The sequence below is a fragment of the Pseudonocardia adelaidensis genome, assembly GCF_039543345.1.
GTDB classification, from domain to species: domain Bacteria; phylum Actinomycetota; class Actinomycetes; order Mycobacteriales; family Pseudonocardiaceae; genus Pseudonocardia; species Pseudonocardia adelaidensis.
This window is the reverse complement of sequence record NZ_BAABJO010000005.1, coordinates 83839-104296: the sequence shown is the minus strand read 5'-3', so window position 1 is coordinate 104296 and position 20458 is coordinate 83839. Positions and strand designations below refer to the sequence as shown.

Below are 20458 nucleotides of genomic sequence, written 5' to 3'. Positions count from 1 at the left end.
CATTGGTGCCGGCAGGGTCCGGGTAGGCCGGAAGGATGACCGATCTGCCGAGCACGTCGCCCCGGGCGAGCACGGCCGTCGGTGCGCTGTGCGTGTCCGCATCAGCGGTGCTGATCAGCGTGTCCGCCACCTCCCCCGGCACGGCGTCGTTCTGGCGCACCGTCCTCGCGCTCCCCGCCCTGTTCGCACTGGCCGCGGTGGAACGGCGGCGCGACGGGCCGGAACGACCCGCCCGCCTCGTCGCGTGGTCGGCGGGCGCCTTGTTCGCAGGCGACATGCTCCTGTGGACACAGGCGATCAGCGAGATCGGCGCCGGGATGTCGACGGTCCTGGTCAACGTGCAGGTCGTGCTCGTGCCGCTGCTCGCCCTGCTGATCGACGGAGAGCACCCGACATGGCGCTACACGAGCGCCCTCCCCGTGCTGGCGGCGGGGGTCGTGCTGACCGCGGGCGTCGTCGACGGCGGCGGCTCGGCACCGGCCCCCGTTGCGGGCGCGGTACACGCCGTGCTCGCCGCGGTCTGCTACTCGGGGTTCCTGTACCTGCTGCGCCGGGGTGGTGGGGCCGGTGCTCCGCTGCGCTCCTACGCCGACGTGACGGTCTCGGCCGTGGTGTTCTCGCTCCTGGTCGGCGCGGTGTGGCACGGGGTCGACCTCACGCCCGGCTGGCCGGCGTTCGGCTGGCTGGCCCTCGTGGCGCTGACCGGGCAGGTGCTGGGCTGGCTCCTCGTCGCGCTCGCGTCGCCGCACCTGCCCGGTCAGACGGCCGCGGTACTGCTGCTGCTCACACCGGTCGGCGCGGTCGTGCTCGGCGCCGTGGTGCTCGGCGAGCGCCCCACCCCGCTGCAGGCCGCCGGCTGCGCCCTCGTTCTCGCCGGCGCGTACTGGGCGAGCACCGGCCGCCGTGTTCCGGTCGGCTCGGCCCGGCCTCCTGGCCGGGGATGACCTCGCCCCTCGCACGAGCGGACCGTCCGTCGGAACCTAGTGTCTCGGACCAAAAGTCCGGTCCGGGACACTAGCCGGCGAACGGCCCGCTCGTCGGGATCGTGCGGAGACCGGCCTCCGCAACCGACACCGTGACCCGGTGACCGGGCGCCAGGCCCTCGGCACCCGGCGCGCGACAGGCGAGGGTGCCTGCCGCCGTGTCCACGTCCACCCGGGTGGCGCCGCCGAGCGGAACGACCCGGCGCACGGTTCCGGGGATCCGCACCCCGCCGGCCCCCCCGATCGAGCAGTGCTCCGGCCGGGCCGCGCACAGCTCCGCGCGGCCGGTGACGGCGGGCGGCAGCAGGTTGGTGAACCCGACGAGCCGGGCGCAGTCGACGTCGACCGGCTCGTCCAGCACCCGCTCGGTCGGCCCGAGCTGCCGGATCCGGCCCGCGACGAGCAGCGCGGTCCGGCCGGCCAGCGCCACGGCCTCGTGCCGGTCGTGCGTGACGAGCAGGGTCGCGGTGTCCAACCCGTCGAGCACGGCGTGCAGGTCGGCGAGCAGGTCGGCGCGGGTGGTGGCGTCCAGGCCTGCGAACGGCTCGTCGAGCAGCAGCACCCGCGGCGCGACGGCGAGCGCACGGGCGATCGCCACGCGCTGGGCCTCCCCGCCGGAGAGCGTGCGCGCGGAGCGGGGCGCGAGGTGCCCGACACCCAGCGCGTCCAGCCACGGGGCCGACCGGCGCCGTGCCTCCGCCCTCCCGGTGCCGCGCAGCCGCAGGCCCGCCGCGGCGTTCGCCGCCACCGACCCGTGCCGCAGGATCGGCCGCTGCAGCACGGCCGCCACCGCGCACCGCAGCTCCCGTGACCCGGCCCGCCGTCCGTCGAGGAGCACCTCGCCGGTCCGGTGGAGACCGCCCAGGTTCGCGAGCGCCCGCAGCAGCGTCGACTTCCCCGCCCCGTTCGGCCCCAGCACGGCGAGGGCATCGCCCGCGGCGACGTCGAGCGCCGGGACGTGCAGCAGCTCCCGGCCGCGCGCGCTCACCCGCAGGTCGCGGCAGCCGATCCGCGGGCGCTGGCCCGATGGTTCGCTCGCAAGCTCGCTCATGGCCGATGATCCGCTCGCACGCTCGCTCATAGCCGATGATTCGCTCGCATGCTCGCTCATGGCCGACCGGCGAGCGTCACGACCAGGTTCACCGCGAACGCGAGCAACAACAGAACCAGCCCGAACGCGATGGCGAGCCCGAACTCGCCGCGGCTGGTGGCGAGCACCGCCGCGGTGGTGAGCACCCGGGTCTGCCCGGCGATGTTGCCGCCCACCATCTGCGCCGCGCCGACCTCGCTCACCACGGCACCGAACGCCGCCATCGCCGCGGCCAGCAGCGGCAGCCGCGCCTCGACCCCGAGCGCCCAGAGCGCCCGCACCCGGGTGGCGCCGAGCCCCTGCATCTGCACCAGGAACTCCGGGTCGACCTGCTGCAACGCGGCCGCCACCAGCGCGACCACCACCGGGGTGGCGATCACCGCCTGCGCCACCACCATCGCGGTGGGCGTGTACAGCAGGCCCAGCCCACCGAGCGGCCCGCTGCGCCACAGGAACACGGTGACGACGAGCCCGACGACCACCGGCGGGAGCCCCATCCCGGTGTTCGCCGCGGCGAGCAGCACCCGCCGTCCGGGGAACGAGCCGAGCGCGATCGCCGCGCCGATCGGCACCCCGACCAGTGCGGCGACCACCGTGGCACCGAGCGAGACGCGCAGCGTGAGCAGGGTGATCGCCCAGGTCCCGGCGTCGCCGGAGAACAGCAGCGACAGCGCCTGCCTCAGGCCGTCGAGCAGGACGTCCATCGCGCGGTCAGGCGCCGGTGGGATCCGGCTTGCCCGCATCGGGGACGAACAGCGGCTGCCCGTACTGCGCCCGGCCGAACTCTCCGATGCGCTGCTGCGCCTCCGGCCCCGTGATCCAGTCGGCGAACGCCGCGGCCGCATCGGGCTGCACCCGCTCGCCTGCGCGCTTCGTCACCTCGATCACGTGGTAGACGTTGAGCAGCCCCGGGTCGCCCTCGACGAGCAGCGCGAGCCCGCCGGGCTGGGAGAGGTACGTGGCCCGGTCGGACAGCGTGTAGCCGGCCTTCTCCGCGGCCACCCGCAGCGTGGCCCCCATGCCCTGGCCCGTCTCCTGGTACCAGGACCCGCCCGGAGCCACCCCCGCCTGCTCCCACAGCGCCTTCTCCCGCGCGTGGGTGCCGGACTCGTCGCCGCGGGAGACGAACACCGCCCCCGCGGCGACGATCCGGCGCATCGCCTCCTCGACGGGCACCCCTCGCACGCCTGCCGGGTCGGCGTCCGGTCCGAGCAGCACGAAGTCGTTGTGCATGACGAGCAGGCGGCGCCCCGCTGTGCCCTCGGCGACGTACTGCTCCTCGGCGGCGGCCGAGTGCACCAGCAGCACGTCGGCCTCGCCGCGGCGGCCCATCTCGATCGCCTGCCCGCTGCCCACGGCGACCGGCTTCACCGCCCACCCGGTGGCGTCGGTGAACGCCGGGAGCAGGTCGTCGAGCAGGCCGGAGTCCTGGGTGCTCGTGGTCGTCGCGAGGATCAGCGACCGCTCCGCGGACGGGCCGGCGGCGGGCGACCCGCACGCCGCGAGTACCACCAGGACGACGCCGGCAACGGCTGCTCGCAACTGTGCTTGCACAGACCGGGACTATAGGGTCGCCAGGCGTGACCCGGTACCGGGAGATCTGCGCCGAGCTGGCCGGCCGGATCGGCGCGGGCGAGCTCGCCGAGGGCGCCGAGCTGCCCGGCGTGCGCGAGATGGCGCAGCGGTTCGGCACCACGGCGTCGACGATCGGGCGGGCCGTCCGCACGCTGGCGGACGCGGGCGTGATCGTCACCGCCGACCGGCGCCGCACCCGCGTCGCCACCGGCGGCGCGATGGCCGCGCGCCGGTTCCTGCACGGCGAGCAGGTGTTCCGGCTGGCCGGCAGCGACGACCCGGCCCTCGACGTCGTCACCCGCGGGCTCGGCCGCACCGTCCGGTCGATCGGCACGGAGGGGAGCTTCGGCGGGCTACGGGCGGTGCGGCAGGGCCGGGCCGATGGCGCCGCCGTGCACCTGCTGCACCACAGCGGCCGCTACAACGCCCCGTTCGCCCGCGGCCTGCTGCGCGGGCTGCGGCCCCACCTCGTCCACTTGTGGAGCCGCGAGCAGGGCCTGCTCGTACCGCCCGGCAACCCCCGCGGACTCGCCGCGGCGGCGGACCTGGCCACCGTGCGCGTCGCCAAGCGCCGGTTCGGCACCGGCACCCGCGTGCTGCTCGACCGGCTGCTGCTCGAGGCGGGTCACGACCCGGACGCCGTGGCGGGCCCGGAGACCGGATCGCACCTGGAGACCGCGCTGGCGGTGGCGTCCGGCGTGGTCGACGCGGGCCTCGGCGTCCGCTCGGTGGCCCACGACCTCGACCTCGACTTCGTGCCGCTCGTGTCCGAGGAGTACGACGTCGTCCTCCCCGGCGACGCCCTCGACGCCGCCGCCCCGCTCGTGACGGCCCTGCTCGACCCGGCCACCCGGGTCGCGGTCACGGCCCTCGGCGGCTACGACACCTCCCGCGCCGGCCAGGTGGAGGACCTGGAAGCCTGAGACGTCCCCGCACGCCACGTGCCGACCGCGGAACTCGCCCACCCGAACGCGAGACTCGCCCCGTGGGACGCGAGTCCCCCGTTTCGACAGGCGAGTTCCTCGTTCCGACGCGGCGGCGTCAGGAGGCGACCCATGCGGCGAGGCGCGGGGCGAGCGCGGCGTAGACGGCGGGGTCGGTGCCCATGCCGGTGTGGCTGCTCCCGACCTCCACCCACTCGGCCTCCGGGTCCTGGCAGGACCGCCACCCGACCACGCCGTCGTCGCGGGAGTAGATCGAGACGGCCGGCACGGGGAGCGGGGCCGCGAGGCCGTGCGCGGCGGCCGCGCGGCACGGCCCGGTGAGGCAGTCGCCGTCGACCAGGCCGCGCACGCCCAGCTCGGACAGGCGCAGCACCGCCGGCAGCACCATGGCGGCGAGGCCACCCGCGTCGAGCGGGTCGAGAACGGGGCTGCCCAGCATCGCGAGCCCGCGCACGAGGTCGGGCCTGCGGACGGCGACGATGCGCGCCAGCATCCCGCCCCGGCTGTGCCCGACCAGCACGACCGGGCCCTCGGTGCGCTCGGCGTGCTCCCCGACGCGCCGCTCGAGCCGGTCGACGAGCTCCTCGGTGCAGCCGACGTTGATCCCCAGCCCGGCGCCGGTGGGGGTGTAGCCGCGGCGGGCGAGCCACCGGCGCAGCATCCCCATGGACGCGTCCGCGCCTGCGAACCCGGGCGTCACGACCACGCCCGTCCCGCCACCGTCGGCACCTCCCGCCTGCCAGACGGGATGGCGCACGAGGGCGGGGGTCGTCAGGCCCAGCGCCGGCCCGAGCGAACGCCCGACGTGCCGCGCCATGCGACGGACCTGGCTCCAGGGGGCCGCCGGCAGGTCCACCGTCACCTGCTACACCCCCCGCTCGACGGGCAGCAGACCGCGCTCGACAGCCTTGATCAGGGCGGCGTGGTCGGCCTCGGTCTGGTCGGCGTAGGCGCGGGCGAACCGGCACATGGCCATGTCCACGTTGTCGGAGCCGCCGACGTAACCGGCGATCATCGACGCGCCGCTGGTGCGCGCGTGGCCCTTCGCGAGCAGGTGTCCGAGCACACCGGCGTAGTCGGCGAGGGCGCCCGGATCGATAGCGTCCAGCGCCACCGTGCCCTTCATGTCGCGGAACTGCCGCACGTAGTACTGCTGCGTTTCCTTGTGGCGCCCAACCACGGTGGTCCAGCCCAGCAGCGGGTCGCTCACCGTCTGCAGCGCCTGCTGGTACTCCACCACCCGCTGGCCCTGGTGGGCGTGCCACGCCGACTCGCCGTGCACGTGCCGCGCCAGCACCGACCGGCGCGCCTGTTTGAGCTGCAGGAACACCACGTCGTCCGGCGAGGAGCCCTCCAGCAACGCCACGTAGGCGCGCAACCCGACGCTCCCGACGCCCACCACCTTGTGCGCGATGTCGACGATCGTGTAGCCACCCAGCGCCCGCCGCCAGTGCGGGGCGAGCGTGAGGAGGTACCGGTCCAGGGCCTCGGCGAGCTCGTCCGCCTCCGCGTCCGACACGCGCGTGATGAGCGGTGGCTCCTCGACGATCCGGCGCCTGCCCTCGACCTCCGTCGTGAACCGCGGCAGGGCCCGGTCGCTGGTGCGGTTGCGCGCCCGTTTCGCGGCCCGCTCGACCTCCGACCGCAGCGGCTTCGAGCTCTCCTGCGCGAGCCGGTCGACGTCGAGCCGCTGGTAGGAGCGCGAGAGCAGCGGCTGGTCAGCGAGGTGGCGCAGCTCGTCCCGGTACGCCTCGACGCACGCGCTCACGGCGGTCTCGCAGGCGTCCTCGCCGGCGCCGTTCTGCCGCCCGGCCACCCAGACGCTCGTCACGAGGCGGCGCACGTCCCACTCCCAGCTGCCGGGGTGGGCCTCGTCGAAGTCGTTGAGATCGATCACGAGGTCGCGTTCCGGGGAGGCGTAGAAGCCGAAGTTGCCCAGATGGGCGTCGCCGCAGACGACCGGTGTGATCCCCGTGGCGGGCAGGCCCGCCACGTCATCGGCCATGACGACCGCGGTGCCGCGCAGGAAGCCGTACGGCGACTCGATCATCCGGCCGACCCGCACCGGCACCAGCCGATCCACCCGGCCGACGTGGCTCTCCATGATCAGCTCGACCGGGTCGCGGCGGTCGGCGGGCGGGCTCCACTCGCCGAGCGACGAGCGCGGCACCCGCTTGCGCAACGCCTTGCCGAGCGCGTAGCGCTCCGCCCGCTCCACGGGCCGTTGGCGCAGCGACGAGTAGGGCGTGCCGTCGGCGTCGGCGAGAACGGTGTGGCCGCGAACCGGACCGGCAACCGGGAGCTGCGCACGGCCGGTCACGCCGTGATGCTACGCCTGGCGATGTTACGCCCGACGGGCCCGTCAGCCCCGCGCGACGCCGACCGCCACGGCGAGCAGGGCGCCCCCGGTCGCGGCGTCGACGGCGCGCCGTACGCGGGAGCGGGCGAGCGCCGCCCGGCCCCGGGCGACGACCGGGATCACGATGGCCCACCACATCACGGACGCCAGCACCGTGGTGCCGGCCAGCAGGAGCAGCTGGGCGGTGACCGTGGGCCCCGGCACGACGAACTGCGGGATGAGGCCCAGGAAGAACAGCAGGGCCTTCGGGTTGAGCAGGTTGCCCGCGAGCCCGTCGAGGTAGGGGCGCGAGCTGCGCACGCGGGCCGCCGCCGCCGGAGCGCGGGCGAACGCCGCGCGCAGGGCCTGCACGCCGAGCCACCCGAGGTACGCCGCACCGGCGAAGCGGACGGCGGTGAGCACGTCCGGGCGGGCCGCGAGCACGGCGGACAGGCCGAGGGCCGCCGCGGCGGTGTGCCCGGCGAGCCCGGTCACGATCCCGGCTGCGGCCTTCGCACCCCGCCGCGGGTCCGCGAGCGCGTGCCGCAGCACCACCGCGAAGTCCGGGCCCGGGGTGCACAGCACCACCAGCAGGACGCCGACGAACGCCGTCCAGCGCTCGGGCGTCACGGGACCGGGACGGGGTCGGTCAGCGCGGGCAGGTGCCTGGTCAGCCGGCGGACCGCGTTTCCCGACCCGAGCAGCGCGACGGCGTGCACGCCGATGTCGGCGGTCGCGGTGCGGGCCACCGCGGCCGCGAAGTCGGCGTAGGTGGGCGAGGCCTGCGCGAGGTCGGGGAAGGCCAGCGCGGTGACGCCGGCATCCGGTGCGGCCGCACGCAGGGCGGCGAGCTCGGCGGGGGACGCGGCGAGCACCGGGACGACGATCTCCGCGATCGCGGGCCACCGCGCTCCGGAGGCGTCGGTCAGCTCCGGGCCGAGCGCGGCGGCGCCCGCGGCACCGGCGGAGGCGCCGAGCACGGCGGCGGCGTTGGCGATCAGCCACCGCGGCGCGGCGGGGTCGAGGACGAGGACACAGCGGGGAGGCACCGCGCCAATCTCGGGCATCGTCCGGGAGTTGACAACCAGATCCGGATATCGTCCAGAATATGCCTGATGTTGACGATCTGGATCCGGTCGACTGGCGAATCCTGCGGCAGTTGCAGGACGACGCGTCGATCACCAACAAGGAGCTGGCCGCCCGCGTCGGCCTGCCCACATCCTCCTGCCACGAGCGGGTGCGCCGGCTGCGCGCGCTCGGCGTGATCACGGCGGTGCGCGCGGTCGTGGACCCGGCATCGATCGGCCGGGGGTTGCAGGCGTTCGTCGCGGTCCAGCTGCGCCCGCACCGCAGGGAGTTCGTCGAGGCGTTCACGGCCGCGGTGCTCGCGCTGCCGGAAACCCTCGCGCTCTACACGGTGTCGGGCCCGGACGACTTCTTCCTCCACGTCGCCGTCGCCGACAGCGCCCACCTGCACCGCCTGATCGTCGACCACCTGACCACCCGGCCCGAGGTCGGCCACGCCCAGACGCACCTCATCTTCGACCGGCCGGTGACAGCTCCGGTCCGCCCCAGCCGTTGATTCAATACAGCACAGGGCTGTATTGTTAATGCCGTGCCCGGTCGTCCCCGCAGCCAGGAGGCAGATGCCGCCATCCTGTCCGCCGCGCTCGAACTGCTCCTCGAACGCGGCGTCGAGGCCACCAGCATCGAGCAGGTCGCCCGGCGCGCAGGCGTCACCCGGGCCACGGTCTACCGGCGGTACCCGGACAAGGGCCGCCTGCTGATCGCCACCGTGGAGGCCGCGTACGGCAACCCCCCGGCGGCACCGGAGATCCGCGACGTCGAGCACCTGCTGGCCGGCTGGGCCCACGCGCTCGCCGACCCCCGTCAGCGCCGCCTGCTGCGCCGCCTCTACGGCGCGACCGACGACCTCCCCGAGCTCGTCGCGGCCTACCAGGAGCGGTTCGGGGCCCACCGGGACCAGGCCCGCACGCGGGTGCTCGAACGGGCGCGCGACGGTGGGCAGCTGCCACCCGGCACCGATCCCGGCGTCCTGCTGGACGTGCTCACCGGCGCGGTCTGGCAACACCTGGTCTCCCGCCCGGACACCACCACGGCCGACGACGCGGAGCGGTACCTGCGCGCCGTGCTGCACCAGGCCGGCTACCGGCCGGAAGGAGAACGAGATGCCAACCGCTGACCCCACGGCCGATCGGGAGGCGCAGCTGCGCACCCGCGCGTTCGCCCGCGTCATCGGCCCCTACGTCGCGACCTTCGGGATCGTCTACGCGATCCGCCTGCCCGACCTGCGGGGCCTGGTCGGCGACCTGTTCGCGCAGACGTTCAACGTGCTGGTGCTCGGCGCCCTCATGCTCGCGGCCGGGCTGGTCGTCATCGGCCTGCACCGCAACTGGCGTGGCCCGCTCGCCGTGGCGATCTCGCTCTTCGGCTGGTTCGTGGCGATCCGCGGGTTCCTCCTGATCGCCACCCCGTCGACGATCGAGGCGGGCGCCGGCGCCACCCTCCTCTCCCCGACGGCGACGATCGTGGCCCGCGTGTTCTTCGCGGCGCTCGGCGTGCTCGGCCTGGTCTTCGCCTACGCGGGCTGGTTCAGGCCGGTGCGCAGCGCGTGATCCGCCCCGGCGGGGGCGGCGGCACGGCGTCCGGGTGCAGCGCCCACGCGATCGCCTCGATCCCGTCGACGAGGCGCGGGCCCGCGCGCACCACGTACGAGTCGGCGTCGATCGCCAGGACAGCCGTGTCCGGGAACCGCTCGCACACCGCGGCCGCCTGTGCCACGGCCGAGTCGAGGCCGTAGCCGCACGGCGCGACGAGCACGACGCCGGCGGCCTGCACGGCGAGCTCGGCCCAGCCCGTGGCGACGCTGCGCCCACCCTCCACCCCGCCGACCGGGTCTCCGCCGGCCCGGCGCACCAGCTCCGGCACCCAGTGCCCGCCGACGAAGGGCGGGTCGACCCACTCGAGCACCAGCACGCGCGGCCGCGGCCGACCGCGGACCGCCGCCTCGACGGCGTCCAGCCGGTCTCGCAACGTGCCGACGAGCGCGGCAGGCGCCCCGATCCGGCGGCCGACCGCCGCGATCGCGGAGAGCACGTCCTCCACCGACCGCGGGTCGAGCGACAGCACGTCGGCCCGGCAGCCGATCGCGTCCAGCGCGTCGGCCACCGTGCCCGCCGGCAACGCGCACACCCGGCACAGATCCTGCGTGAGGATCAGGTCGGGATCCTGCGCGGCGAGGGCGGCCCGGTCCAGCTCGTACATCGGCAGGCCGCGGGCGGTCCGGTCCCGCACCACCGCGTCGATCTCGCCGGGCTCCAGCCCCGGCGGGAGGGCGGTGTCGACCACCACGGGCGTCCGTTCGCGGATCGCCGGATCGCACTCGTACGTGACCGCGACGAGGTCCTCAGCGCGCCCGAGGGCGGCGACGATCTCGGTGGCCGCCGGGAGCAGCGAGGCGATCCGCACGTGCAGAGGCTAGTTCGGCCGTCGCGCCTCGGCATGAGGTCTGCGATGCCGGGAACGCTGGGGTATGGACGCCGACATCACCCTCCACGTCGACGGCGTGTCGCGGCCGGTCACCGTCGACACCCGCACGACGTTGCTCGACGCGCTCCGCGAGCGGCTGGGGGTGACGAGCCCGAAGAAGGGCTGCGACCACGGGCAGTGCGGCGCGTGCACCGTGCTGCTCGACGGCAGGCGGGTGCTCGCCTGCCTCGCGCTCGCGGTGGCGCACGACGGCCGGGAGGTCACCACCGCCGACGGGCTCGGCAGCGACGGCGCCCTGCACCCCGTCCAGCGGGCGTTCCTCGACCACGACGGCTTCCAGTGCGGCTACTGCACACCGGGTCAGGTGTGCTCCGCGGTGGGCGCGCTGGACGAGCTGGGGTCCGGCTGGGCCAGCGCCGTGACACCGGACGGCGCGCAGCCGCGGCTGGACCACGACGAGGTGGCGGAACGGATGAGCGGCAACCTGTGCCGCTGCGGCGCCTACGTCGGCATCGTCGCGGCCGTCACGGCGGCGGGAGCGCGGCGATGAGGCCCTTCACCTTCGAGGCGCCCGCCGATGCGGCCACCGCCGTCCGTACCGTCAGCGCCGACCCCGAGGCCGCGTTCCTCGCCGGCGGCACCAACCTCGTCGACCACCTCAAGCTGGGCGTCGCCGAACCCGGCCTGCTCGTGGACGTCACCGCGCTCACCTCGCGGGAGGTCGCCGACCTCGACGGGGGCGGGCTGCGCATCGGCGCCGGGGTCCGCAACAGCGACCTCGCCGCCGACCGCCGCGTCCGCGAGCGGTACCCGGTGCTCGCGCAGGCGCTGCTCTCCGGCGCGTCCGGGCAGCTGCGCAACATGGCGACCACCGGCGGCAACCCGCTGCAGCGCACCCGCTGCGTCTACTTCCAGGACGTCACCACGCCCTGCAACAAGCGTGAGCCCGGCTCGGGGTGCTCGGCCATCGGCGGCGCCACCCGCGGGCACGCCGTGCTCGGCGCCTCCGAGCACTGCATCGCCACCCACCCCTCCGACATGGCGGTGGCGATGGCGGCGCTCGACGCGCAGGTGCACGTGCTCGGGGTGGACGGCGAGCGCACCATCCCGTTCGGCGACCTGCACCGGCTGCCGGGGGACCGGCCCGATCACGACACGGTGCTCGAGCACGGCGAGCTGATCACGGCGATCGACCTGCCGCCGTCGCCGATCGCCCGCCGCTCCCGCTACCGCAAGGTGCGCGACCGCGCGTCCTACGCGTTCGCCCTGGTCTCGGTGGCCGCGGCGCTGGATGTGGACGACGGAACGGTCCGCGACTGCCGGATCGCGTTCGGCGGCGTCGCCCACAAGCCGTGGCGGGCCCGGCGCGCGGAGGAGGTGCTGCGCGGGGCCGCGGCCGACGTGCGCGGCTTCCGCGCCGCCGCCGAGGCCGAGCTGGCCGACGCCCGCCCGCAGGACGGGATCGACGGCGGCAACGCGTTCAAGATCCCGCTGCTCACGCGCACGCTGGTGGCCGTCCTGCGTGAACTCGCCGAGGAGTCCTGAGCGATGACCGACCTGCTGGAGACCCGGGCCATCGGGCGGGACCCGGTGCGCCGCGACGGCACCGACAAGGTGCGCGGCACCGCCACCTACGCCTACGAGACGCCGGTGGCGAACCCGGCGTACTGCCACCCCGTGCAGGCGGCGATCGCCCGCGGGCGGGTGACGCGGATCGACACCTCGGCCGCCGAGGCGGCCGAGGGCGTGCTGGCCGTGCTGACCCCGGCCACCGCCGAGCGGCTCGCGTCCACCGAGGACGCCGAGCTGGCCGTGCTGCAGGGCGACGAGGTCGCCTTCCGCGGCCAGTTCGTCGGGGTGGTCGTCGCCGAGTCCTCCGAGGGTGCACGCCGGGCCGCCGAGCTGGTGCGCGTCGAGTACGACGAGGCCCCGCACGACGTCGTGCTCACCGCCGACCGCGGCGACCTCTACGCCCCGGAGAAGGTGAACCCCGCCTTCCCGACCGACACCGCGGAGGGCGCCGTCGACGACGCGCTGGCCGCCGCGCCGGTGACCGTGCGGCAGACGTACACGACGCCGATGTACCACAACAACCCGCTCGAGCCGCACGCCACCACCGCGTTGTGGGACGAGGAGGCGTTGACGCTGTGGGACTCGACCCAGGGCGTGCACCCCGACCGGGCAGCCATCTGCCGGGTCTTCGGCCTGGCCGAGGATCGGGTCCGGGTGATCTGCCCGTACGTCGGCGGCGGCTTCGGCTCCAAGGGCACGCCGCACGCCCACGTCGTGCTCGCGGCACTGGCCGCGCGGGCGGTGCCGGGGCGGCCGGTGAAGCTCGCGCTCACCCGGCAGCAGATGTTCTCCCTCGCGGGATACCGCACGCCCACCATCCAGCGGGTCCAGCTCGGCGCCGAGCGCGACGGGCGCCTGGTCGCCATCGCGCACGACGTCATCGAGCAGACCTCCCGGATCAAGGAGTTCGCCGAGCAGACCGCGGTGGTGAGCCGGCACGTGTACGCGGCGCCGAACCGCCGCACCACCCACCGGCTCGCCGCGCTGGACGTGCCCGTGCCGTCCTGGATGCGCGCGCCGGGCGAGTGCCCCGGGATGTTCGCGCCCGAGGTCGCGGTGGACGAGCTCGCCGCCGAGCTCGGGGTCGACCCGGTCGAGCTGCGGATCCGCAACGAGCCCGACGTCGATCCGGACTCGGGCAGACCGTTCTCCAGCCGCGGGCTGGTGCAGTGCCTGCGCGAGGGGGCCGAGCGCTTCGGGTGGCACGACCGCGACCCGCGACCCGCCGTACGGCGCGACGGTGAATGGCTGGTCGGCACCGGCGTGGCATCGTCCATCTACCCGGCGATGCGGCAGCCCTCCAGCGCCGTGATCCGGTACGAGGCCGGCCGCTACGTGGCGCGGATCGGGGCAGCGGACCTGGGCACCGGCGCCTGGACCGTGCTCCCCCAGATCACCGCGGACGCCCTCGGCGTGGCAGGCGAGGACGTCGACGTGCTGATCGGCGACACCGACCACCCCACCGCGTCGGTCGCGGGCGGCTCGTCGGGCACGTCCAGCTGGGGGTCGGCGCTGGTGGCGGCCGCCCGGGCGTTCCGGGAGAAGTTCGGCACCGACCCCGAGGACGGCGACGAGATGGACGGCTCCTCCGGGAGGAACCCCGAGGCCGAGGACTACGCGATGTTCGCCTTCGGCGCGCAGTTCGTCGAGGCGCGGGTGCACGCCGACACCGGCGAGGTCCGGGTGCCCCGCCTGGTCGGCGTGTTCGACGCGGGCCGCATCGTCAACCCGCGCACCGCCCGCTCCCAGTTCCTCGGCGGCATGACGATGGGACTGTCGATGGCCCTCGAGGAGGAGAGCGTCCTCGACCCGCGGTTCGGTCACGTCGTCAACCACGACCTCGCCGAGTACCACGTGGCGGTCGACGCCGACGTCGGCGACGTGCAGGCGCACTGGCTCGACCGGCCCGACCCGCACGTCAACCCGATGGGCTCGAAGGGCATCGGCGAGATCGGGATCGTCGGCACCGCCGCGGCCGTGTCCAACGCCGTGCACCACGCCACCGGCGTGCGGGTGCGGGACCTGCCGATCACCCTGGACAAGCTGCTGGCCGCCCTGCCGTGACGCCGTCTTGCCGGGACGGCAAGGAACCGTGCCGACCCGCGCCGGCTGGGTCACGCTGACCGCATGCCTCCCACCCGCGCCCGCCGGCGCGACACCCCGCCCCCGCGCACCGGCCCCGGTGAGAAGGACGTGCTGCGCGGCTTCCTCGACCACCTGCGCACCGCGGTCGCCGCGAAGGCGGAGGACGTCCCGGAACCGCAGGTCCGCACCCCGGGCGTCCCCTCCGGCACGTCGCTGCTCGGGCTGGTCCGCCACCTCGCCCACGTCGAGCGGTTCACCTTCCTCGGCGAGCAGGTGGCCGACTGGCCGGGCACGTTCCGGCCCCGGCCGGACGAGACGGTCGCGTCCGTCCTGGCCGACTACCGCGACGCCGTCGACCGGGCGAACGCGGTGATCGACGCCTGCACCGACCTGACCGCACCGGTGGCCCGGCCCGGCCGTGCACCGTCGATGCGCTGGGCGCTGGCCCACATGATCGAGGAGACCGGCCGCCACGCCGGGCACGCCGACATCCTCCGCGAGCTGATCGACGGCGCGACCGGCCGCTGACCCGGGCAGGTCCATCCCGGCGCCAGGTGGTGGCACACCAACCGTGGCGCCGGCACACGAACTGCAGTTGCTGTGCGAGCACCAAGGTTGGTGTGTGAGCGACCGCGCCGCGGCCCGGGGTGGCGCGCACGTGAATCGTCGAGGAGCACCAGGCCGTCAGGCCATGCCTGGACCTCACGCAGCCGGATGGCACCAACAGCGAGGCAGCCGCACCGATGCGGCTCTGACCGCACTCGTCGATCGCGGTTGCCGCGCGGGGGCGATCGGCGAGGGCTAGTTCGGGTGCATGAGCGCCCGCCCGGTGGCCGGGTCGAAGACGTGCGCCCGCCGGGCATCGAGCAGCAGCTGGGCCCGCGCCCCCGTCCGCAGCGACGTGCCGCCGCGGACGCGGGCGACCAGCCGCGCGCCGTCGGCCTCCCCCGGCAGCCCGACCTCGGCGCTCACCACGGCGTCGTGGCCGGGCCGCTCGACGCTGCGCACCGACACCGGCACCGCCACCGACGCGGGGTCGGCGCCGGGGCCGGCCTCCGCGACGTCCTCGGCCCGCAGCCCGAGCAGCACCCGCGAGCCGACGCGGGAGGCGAGGGCCTCGGGCACCGGCCCCCACAGCGGGACGGTGCGCCCACCCACCTGGAAGCCGGCCGCGCCGCCGGACGTGACCAGGCGGGCCGGGAGCAGCCCGATCCCGGCGTCGCCGACGAAATCCGCGACGAACGTGTCGGCGGGCGCCTCGTACACCCGGCGCGGCCGGTCGACCTGCCGGATGCGGCCCTCGTGCAGCACGGCGAGTCGGTCGCCCACGGCCATGGCCTCGGCCTGGTCGTGGGTGACGTAGAGGGCGCCGACGCCCGCCTTCCGCACGGCGTCGACGATGGTGCGACGGGTGCGGGCGCGCTCGGCGGCGTCGAGGTGGGCGAGCGGCTCGTCGAACAGGAACGCCCGTGGCGTGCGGACGAGCGTGCGCCCGATCCCGGTGAGGCCGGACTCCCCCGCGGAGAGCGTGTGCGGCAGCCGGGGCAGCAGGCGGACCAGCCCGAGCAGCTTGCTCCGCGCGGCCACCCGCCGCGCCGCCTCCGGCTCCGGCACGCCGAACGCGCCCGCCGAACGCGCGAGGTTGGCGGCCACGTCGAGGAACGGCACGAGCGTGGTGGAGCGGAAGACCATCGAGACGTCGCGCTGGGACACCTGGACCGTGGTGACGTCGCGGCCGGCGACCAGCACCCGCCCCTCCCGCAGCGGCTGGAGCCCGGCGACGGCGCGCAGTGCGGTGGTCTTGCCGCTCCCAGAGGGACCGACGACCGCGAGCACCTCACCGGGCTCGGCCAGCAACGTGACACCGCGGAGAGCGGGCACCTCGCCGTAGGTGACCGTGACGTCCTCGAGGCCCGTACCAGTGTCCACGTCAAGGAACGGTAAGCAGCACCCCCGACGGTTGTCATGCGACTTCCCCGGGACCATCCCCCGGTGCCGCGACGTCGGGACCACGGCCGGCGCGGGGCCTGCGGCGCGCGACGTGCCCTGCAGCGCCGTCCACAACGCGCTCCTTCGCATTCGCGAATCGCCCATCGGCGGCTGTTCCTGCCCACGGATAACGGCCTGGACTCATCGCTGTACGGCTCCCGTCCGCCCCGTGATACTCGGCCCGACGCGCGCGGGTGCGAGGTCGAGAGGGGTCCGCAATGGTGCAGGTACCTTCGCCGGTCGGCCGGTCGACGAGGCCGCGCTACGCGCGTCGCCTCCTCGCGGTGGCGTTCGCCGCGGCCCTCGGCCTCCTCGCCGCGTGCGGCGGAGGTGGCGGCGGGGGAACTGCCGACAACGCGCCCGCGACGCTGAAGGTGGGCGTCATACCGATCGCCGACGTCGCACCCCTCTACCTCGGGATGAAGATGGGTTTCTTCGAGCAGGAGAAGCTCACGATCGAGCCGCAGCAGTTCGCGGGCGGCGCCGAGATCCTGCCCGCCGTGCAGAGCGGCGACCTGCAGATCGGGTTCTCCAACACCACGTCCATGCTCATCGCCGCGAGCAAGGGGCTCCCGGTGCGGATCATCGCGCAGGGCGTGCAGGAGGGTGCGACGGAACCCGAGTCGTGGACGCACCTGTTCGTGCGCGGCGACAGCGACATCCGCTCGCCGAAGGACCTCGCAGGCAAGACGATCGCCATCAACACCCTGCAGAACATCAACGACGTGATGACGAAGGCGGCCCTGGAGAAGCACGGGGTCGACGTTTCGACGCTGCAGTTCACCGAGGTGCCGTTCCCCGAGATGAACCAGGCGCTCGAGGGCGGCGACGTCGACGCGATCGTCGTGGTGGAGCCGTTCCGCACGATCGCCGAGAAGAACGGCTATCGCGACATGATGCCCACCATCTTCGACGTCGACCCCGGCCTGACCGTCGCCACGTACTTCACGATGCAGCCCTACATCGAGCAGAACCAGGACGTGGTGGAGCGGTTCGTCCGTGCGATGAACAACTCGCTGACCTACGCCGCGGACCACCCCGACGACGTGCGCGCCACCCTGGGCAGCTACACCAAGATCCCGGCCGAGCTCATCGGCCAGGTCCGCCTCCCGAAGTGGGGCACCGACCTCAACCGGCCGTCCATCGAGCTCATGGGCCGGCTGAGCACGCAGTACGGGCTGATCGACCAGGAGCCGAACGTCTCCGAGCTGATCTGGCAGCCCGGTGCGAGCTGATCCGCGCGCCTGGGGGCCGCCGGTGGCGGGCATCGCCGTGGCGCTCCTGCTCGCCGAGGCGGCGTCCCGGGCCGAGGTGCTGCCCAGCACCTACTTCCCGCCGGTGTCGCGGACCGTCGTCACCCTCGCGGGCGAGCTCGGCCAGGGCGCCCTCTGGGCGGCCGTCGGGCACACCCTGCAGGGGTGGGCGCTCGGGCTGGGCCTCGCGGCCGCGCTGGCGATCCCGGCCGGGGTGGCGATCGGCACGAGCGCCGTGCGGTACCGGGCGTGCCGCATGCTGATCGAGTTCCTCCGGCCGATCCCCTCGGTCGCGCTGATCCCGCTCGCCATCCTCGTCTACGGGATCGGCCTGGAGAGCAAGGTCTTCCTGGCGGCGTTCGCCGCACTCTGGCCGCTGCTCATCCAGACCGTGTACGGCATGCAGGACGTCGACCCGGTGGCGCTCGACACCGCCCGGGTCTTCGGGCTCCGCCGCAGCGAACGGCTCACCCGGGTGGTGCTGCCGAGCGCGGTCCCGTACGTGGCCACCGGCCTGCGGATCTCGTCGACCGTCGCGCTCATCCTGGCGGTCACGGCCGAGCTGGTGATCGGCTCCGCCGGGCTGGGCCGGGAGATCAACGCGGCGCGGGCAGGGGGTGCCACCGACCTCATGTACGCGCTGATCATCGTCACGGGCCTCGTCGGCTGGGGCCTGAACGGGATCTTCTCCCGGGTCGAGCGGCGGGTGCTGCGCTGGCACCCGGCGCACCGGACGGTCGAGGGGAGCGCGGCGTGACGGCCATGTGGCGGCGGGTCCGGCTGATCCTGCTGGAGCTGGCCGTGCCGGCCGCCGTGGTCGTCGCCTGGTGGGTCTGGTCGGCGAACGCCGACAACTTCTACTTCCCCCCGCTCGCCGAGATCCTGCGGACGTTCGCCGACACCTGGGTGTTCGAGCGGGTCGGCACCGACGTGGTGCCGAGCCTCGCGCGGCTCGGTGCCGGGTTCGCCATCGCGGTGGCGGTCAGCATCCCGCTCGGCACCGCGCTCGGCCTGTCCACCGGGGCACGGCGGGTCACCGAGCCGATCGTGGAGTTCGTCCGGGCGATCCCGCCGCCCGCCCTGCTGCCCTTCGCCATCCTCGTGCTCGGTGTGGGCGACGCGATGAAGGTCTTCGTCATCGCGTTGGTGGGGCTGTGGCCGATCCTGCTCAACACCATCGACGGGGTCCGCGGGGTGGACCACACCATGCTGGAGACGGCGCGCGTCTACGGGGTGCGCGGGCCGGAGCGGCTGCGCCGGGTGATCTGGCCCGCCGCGCTGCCGCAGATCTTCGCGGGGATGCGGACCAGCCTCTCGCTGGCGCTCATCCTGATGGTGATCAGCGAGATGGTGGCGAGCACCAGCGGGATCGGCTACTTCATCCTCCAGTCGGAGCGTTCGTTCGACATCCCCGAGATGTGGTCCGGCATCGTGCTGCTCGGCCTGCTCGGCTACCTGCTCAACGCGGCGTTCGCGCTGGTGGAGCGGCGGGTGCTCAGGTGGCACCGCGGCGCGCGCGCGAGCGCCCTGCAGTGAGAGGACGGTCCATGATCGACGTCGTCGACCTCGCCAAGTCCTACGGCGAGGGTGAGCGGATCACCCGCGCGATCGCGAACGTCAGCTTCAGCGTCGAGGCGGGCGAGTTCGTGTGCGTGGTCGGGCCGTCGGGATGCGGCAAGACAACCCTGCTCAGGTGCATGTCCGGGCTGTTGCGGCCGAGCTCGGGGCAGGTGCTGCTCGGCGGGCGTGCGATCGACGGGCCGCCGGAACAGGTGGGCTTCGTCTTCCAGGAGTACAGCCGTTCGCTGCTGCCGTGGATGTCGGTGCGCGACAACATCACCCTCCCGCTGCGCCACAAGCGCATGGCCAAGGCCGAGCGGACGCGGCTGGTCGAGGAGGCCGTGGGGTCGGTGGGGCTGACCGGCTTCATCGACCACTTCCCCTGGGAGCTGTCCGGCGGGATGCAGCAGCGGGTGGCGATCGCCCGCGCGCTGGCGTACCAGCCGGAGATCCTGCTGATGGACGAGCCGTTCGCGTCGGTCGACGCGCAGACCCGCGCCGACCTGGAGGACCTCGTGCTCCAGGTGCGCACCGAGTACGGGATCACGGTCGTCTTCGTCACGCACGACATCGACGAGGCCGCCTACCTCGGCGACCGGGTGGTCGTGCTGACCTCGGCGCCCACCGAGGTGCAGGAGGTCCTGAAGGTCGACCTGCCGTCCCCGCGCGACCAGGTCGAGACCAAGGAGCTCCCCGAGTTCGCCCACCTGCGGGCCCACATCTTCCGGGCGATCAAACGCCGGCAGGCCTAGTCCCACATGTTGGGAATTGAGCCGGGTCGGCTCATGTTGAGGAGGGTGCTGGGCCGGAGCGGAGCCGGCCCCGATGCCCCCCGAGGAGAAGATCATGAGCACCCTTTCGCTGTGGACCCGGCGCGACCCGTTCGCCGAGTTCGACGCCCTGTTCCGCGCCGCCCGCCAACCGCGCGGTTTCGTCCCGGCCGCCGAGGTCGAGCGCGACGGCGACGACGCGCTCGTCCGGCTGGAGCTGCCCGGCCTCGACGCCGAGCGCGACGTCACCGTCGAGATCGACGGCGGTCGACTCGTCGTGCGCGGCGAGCGGCGTGACGAGCGCACCGAGGAGCGGGACGGGCGCAGCCTGCGCGAGGTGCGCTACGGCTCGTTCCGCCGCAGCTTCGGCCTGCCGGCGCACGTCACCGCCGACGCCGTCACCGCGTCGTACGACGCCGGCGTGCTGACCGTGCGCGTCGCGGGCGCCCACGCCGGCAGCGGCGCGAGGCAGATCCCGGTGACGACCGGAACGGCGGCGATCGAGCAGCCGGCCGCCTGACGATCCTGACGAACGGCGCGCCCGTCGGCTAGGTGCCGACGAGCGCGCCGTTCGTCGCATCTGGGGCCAGAGCGCGCTCGCAGCAACCTGGCACGCGGCTCACGCTACGGCCGCGAGCTCACACACGGACCTCGGTGGCCGCACACCAACTGCAGTTCGTGCGTGAGGACACAAGTTGGTGCGTGACCCGGCAGCCGACGCCGCCCCGGAGGCGTCACACACCAACGTCGGTGCCCGCACACCAACTGCAGTTCGTGCGTGAGCGCACG

General features: G+C 74.5%; 23 protein-coding genes. 14 read left to right on the top strand and 9 right to left on the bottom strand.

The features are described 5' to 3' along the window. The first annotated feature begins 35 nt into the window (after positions 1-35). Positions 36-944: a DMT family transporter gene (locus ABEA81_RS07950; protein ID WP_345604187.1), complete on the top strand. Its 909-nt coding sequence runs from the start codon at positions 36-38 to the stop codon at positions 942-944. 70 nt (positions 945-1014) lie between these two features. Here ABEA81_RS07950 and ABEA81_RS07945 read toward each other — a convergent pair whose 3' ends face one another. From ABEA81_RS07945 to ABEA81_RS07935, 3 genes are read right to left on the bottom strand one after another with little or no spacing between them, the layout of a single operon-like run. Further along, positions 1015-2034, bottom strand: a complete 1020-nt coding sequence (locus ABEA81_RS07945; RefSeq protein ID WP_345604186.1) for an ABC transporter ATP-binding protein — start codon at positions 2032-2034, stop codon at positions 1015-1017. 56 nt (positions 2035-2090) lie between these two features. Further along, positions 2091-2777 carry an ABC transporter permease gene (locus tag ABEA81_RS07940; RefSeq protein WP_345604185.1) on the bottom strand — a complete coding sequence of 229 codons (687 nt, stop codon included), beginning with the start codon at positions 2775-2777 and terminating at the stop codon, positions 2091-2093. A gap of 7 nt (positions 2778-2784) precedes the next feature. Next, a complete protein-coding gene (locus tag ABEA81_RS07935) occupies positions 2785-3627 on the bottom strand; it encodes an ABC transporter substrate-binding protein (protein WP_345604184.1) in 843 nt (280 codons plus the stop codon). A gap of 26 nt (positions 3628-3653) precedes the next feature. Here ABEA81_RS07935 and ABEA81_RS07930 point away from each other — a divergent pair, with 26 nt between their 5' ends. Continuing rightward, entirely contained in the window at positions 3654-4571 is a 918-nt protein-coding gene (locus ABEA81_RS07930) for a substrate-binding domain-containing protein (RefSeq protein WP_345604183.1), read from the top strand. A 118-nt stretch (positions 4572-4689) separates the two neighbouring features. On the opposite strand, the gene ABEA81_RS07925 is transcribed toward ABEA81_RS07930, so the two are convergent. Genes ABEA81_RS07925 through ABEA81_RS07910 form a run of 4 tightly spaced genes read right to left on the bottom strand, consistent with a single transcriptional unit; the run spans position 4690 to position 7979 of the window. Further along, on the bottom strand, positions 4690-5454 hold the full coding sequence (locus tag ABEA81_RS07925) for an alpha/beta fold hydrolase (protein WP_345604182.1): 765 nt from the start codon (positions 5452-5454) through the stop codon (positions 4690-4692). Between the two features lie 3 nt (positions 5455-5457). Then, positions 5458-6912 carry a DUF2252 domain-containing protein gene (locus ABEA81_RS07920; protein ID WP_345604181.1) on the bottom strand — a complete coding sequence of 485 codons (1455 nt, stop codon included), beginning with the start codon at positions 6910-6912 and terminating at the stop codon, positions 5458-5460. 42 nt (positions 6913-6954) lie between these two features. Then, positions 6955-7560, bottom strand: a complete 606-nt coding sequence (locus ABEA81_RS07915) for a LysE family translocator (RefSeq protein ID WP_345604180.1) — start codon at positions 7558-7560, stop codon at positions 6955-6957. Beyond that, positions 7557-7979 (bottom strand): DUF2000 family protein, encoded by a 423-nt coding sequence (locus tag ABEA81_RS07910; RefSeq protein WP_345604179.1) that lies wholly within the window; start codon positions 7977-7979, stop codon positions 7557-7559. The genes ABEA81_RS07915 and ABEA81_RS07910 overlap by 4 nt, the downstream gene beginning before the upstream one ends. Positions 7980-8038: 59 nt before the next feature. On the opposite strand from ABEA81_RS07910, the gene ABEA81_RS07905 reads away from it, so the two are divergent. From ABEA81_RS07905 to ABEA81_RS07895, 3 genes are read left to right on the top strand one after another with little or no spacing between them, the layout of a single operon-like run. Further along, complete coding sequence (locus tag ABEA81_RS07905; protein ID WP_345604178.1) at positions 8039-8512, top strand: Lrp/AsnC family transcriptional regulator; 474 nt, start codon at positions 8039-8041, stop codon at positions 8510-8512. 33 nt (positions 8513-8545) lie between these two features. Continuing rightward, positions 8546-9133 (top strand): TetR/AcrR family transcriptional regulator, encoded by a 588-nt coding sequence (locus ABEA81_RS07900; RefSeq protein WP_345604177.1) that lies wholly within the window; start codon positions 8546-8548, stop codon positions 9131-9133. Then, positions 9120-9566, top strand: a complete 447-nt coding sequence (locus ABEA81_RS07895; RefSeq protein ID WP_345604176.1) for a hypothetical protein — start codon at positions 9120-9122, stop codon at positions 9564-9566. Before ABEA81_RS07900 ends, ABEA81_RS07895 begins: the two co-directional genes overlap by 14 nt. Here ABEA81_RS07895 and ABEA81_RS07890 read toward each other — a convergent pair. Beyond that, positions 9544-10419, bottom strand: coding sequence for a TroA family protein (locus tag ABEA81_RS07890; protein ID WP_345604175.1), 876 nt, complete (start codon positions 10417-10419; stop codon positions 9544-9546). The two genes, ABEA81_RS07895 and ABEA81_RS07890, sit on opposite strands and share 23 nt — an antisense overlap. Positions 10420-10483: 64 nt before the next feature. Here ABEA81_RS07890 and ABEA81_RS07885 point away from each other — a divergent pair, with 64 nt between their 5' ends. The 4 genes from ABEA81_RS07885 (at position 10484) to ABEA81_RS07870 (ending at position 14625) form a co-directional block, all read left to right on the top strand. Beyond that, the gene (locus ABEA81_RS07885; protein WP_345604174.1) at positions 10484-10990 is read left to right on the top strand and encodes a (2Fe-2S)-binding protein; all 507 of its coding nucleotides are present in this window, start codon (positions 10484-10486) and stop codon (positions 10988-10990) included. Beyond that, positions 10987-11985 carry an FAD binding domain-containing protein gene (locus ABEA81_RS07880; RefSeq protein WP_345604173.1) on the top strand — a complete coding sequence of 333 codons (999 nt, stop codon included), beginning with the start codon at positions 10987-10989 and terminating at the stop codon, positions 11983-11985. Before ABEA81_RS07885 ends, ABEA81_RS07880 begins: the two co-directional genes overlap by 4 nt. Before the next feature lie 3 nt (positions 11986-11988). Next, positions 11989-14076, top strand: a complete 2088-nt coding sequence (locus ABEA81_RS07875) for a xanthine dehydrogenase family protein molybdopterin-binding subunit (protein WP_345604172.1) — start codon at positions 11989-11991, stop codon at positions 14074-14076. Between the two features lie 63 nt (positions 14077-14139). Further along, complete coding sequence (locus ABEA81_RS07870) at positions 14140-14625, top strand: DinB family protein (RefSeq protein ID WP_345604171.1); 486 nt, start codon at positions 14140-14142, stop codon at positions 14623-14625. Between the two features lie 273 nt (positions 14626-14898). Here the strand turns inward: ABEA81_RS07870 and ABEA81_RS07865 are convergent, their stop codons facing one another. Beyond that, a complete protein-coding gene (locus ABEA81_RS07865) occupies positions 14899-16026 on the bottom strand; it encodes an ABC transporter ATP-binding protein (protein WP_345604170.1) in 1128 nt (375 codons plus the stop codon). Between the two features lie 278 nt (positions 16027-16304). On the opposite strand from ABEA81_RS07865, the gene ABEA81_RS07860 reads away from it, so the two are divergent. From ABEA81_RS07860 to ABEA81_RS07840, 5 genes are all read left to right on the top strand, one after another. Further along, entirely contained in the window at positions 16305-17321 is a 1017-nt protein-coding gene (locus ABEA81_RS07860; protein WP_345604169.1) for an ABC transporter substrate-binding protein, read from the top strand. After that, positions 17311-18096, top strand: coding sequence for an ABC transporter permease (locus ABEA81_RS07855; protein WP_345604168.1), 786 nt, complete (start codon positions 17311-17313; stop codon positions 18094-18096). The genes ABEA81_RS07860 and ABEA81_RS07855 overlap by 11 nt, the downstream gene beginning before the upstream one ends. Positions 18097-18101: 5 nt before the next feature. Continuing rightward, the gene (locus tag ABEA81_RS07850) at positions 18102-18875 is read left to right on the top strand and encodes an ABC transporter permease (RefSeq protein ID WP_345604420.1); all 774 of its coding nucleotides are present in this window, start codon (positions 18102-18104) and stop codon (positions 18873-18875) included. A gap of 11 nt (positions 18876-18886) precedes the next feature. Next, positions 18887-19651, top strand: a complete 765-nt coding sequence (locus tag ABEA81_RS07845; RefSeq protein ID WP_345604167.1) for an ABC transporter ATP-binding protein — start codon at positions 18887-18889, stop codon at positions 19649-19651. A 94-nt stretch (positions 19652-19745) separates the two neighbouring features. Further along, positions 19746-20189 (top strand): Hsp20/alpha crystallin family protein, encoded by a 444-nt coding sequence (locus tag ABEA81_RS07840; protein WP_345604166.1) that lies wholly within the window; start codon positions 19746-19748, stop codon positions 20187-20189. Positions 20190-20458 lie beyond the last annotated feature (269 nt).

Bases quoted from the DNA above. Each gene is read 5' to 3' on its own strand.
- ABEA81_RS07950 (WP_345604187.1), top strand. From the start codon at position 36: ATGACCGATCTGCCGAGCACGTCGCCCCGGGCGAGCACGGCCGTCGGT.
- ABEA81_RS07945 (WP_345604186.1), bottom strand. From the start codon at position 2,034: ATGAGCGAGCTTGCGAGCGAACCATCGGGCCAGCGCCCGCGGATCGGC.
- ABEA81_RS07940 (WP_345604185.1), bottom strand. From the start codon at position 2,777: ATGGACGTCCTGCTCGACGGCCTGAGGCAGGCGCTGTCGCTGCTGTTC.
- ABEA81_RS07905 (WP_345604178.1), top strand. From the start codon at position 8,039: ATGCCTGATGTTGACGATCTGGATCCGGTCGACTGGCGAATCCTGCGG.
- ABEA81_RS07895 (WP_345604176.1), top strand. From the start codon at position 9,120: ATGCCAACCGCTGACCCCACGGCCGATCGGGAGGCGCAGCTGCGCACC.
- ABEA81_RS07885 (WP_345604174.1), top strand. From the start codon at position 10,484: ATGGACGCCGACATCACCCTCCACGTCGACGGCGTGTCGCGGCCGGTC.
- ABEA81_RS07880 (WP_345604173.1), top strand. From the start codon at position 10,987: ATGAGGCCCTTCACCTTCGAGGCGCCCGCCGATGCGGCCACCGCCGTC.
- ABEA81_RS07875 (WP_345604172.1), top strand. From the start codon at position 11,989: ATGACCGACCTGCTGGAGACCCGGGCCATCGGGCGGGACCCGGTGCGC.
- ABEA81_RS07870 (WP_345604171.1), top strand. From the start codon at position 14,140: ATGCCTCCCACCCGCGCCCGCCGGCGCGACACCCCGCCCCCGCGCACC.
- ABEA81_RS07860 (WP_345604169.1), top strand. From the start codon at position 16,305: ATGGTGCAGGTACCTTCGCCGGTCGGCCGGTCGACGAGGCCGCGCTAC.
- ABEA81_RS07850 (WP_345604420.1), top strand. From the start codon at position 18,102: ATGTGGCGGCGGGTCCGGCTGATCCTGCTGGAGCTGGCCGTGCCGGCC.
- ABEA81_RS07845 (WP_345604167.1), top strand. From the start codon at position 18,887: ATGATCGACGTCGTCGACCTCGCCAAGTCCTACGGCGAGGGTGAGCGG.
- ABEA81_RS07840 (WP_345604166.1), top strand. From the start codon at position 19,746: ATGAGCACCCTTTCGCTGTGGACCCGGCGCGACCCGTTCGCCGAGTTC.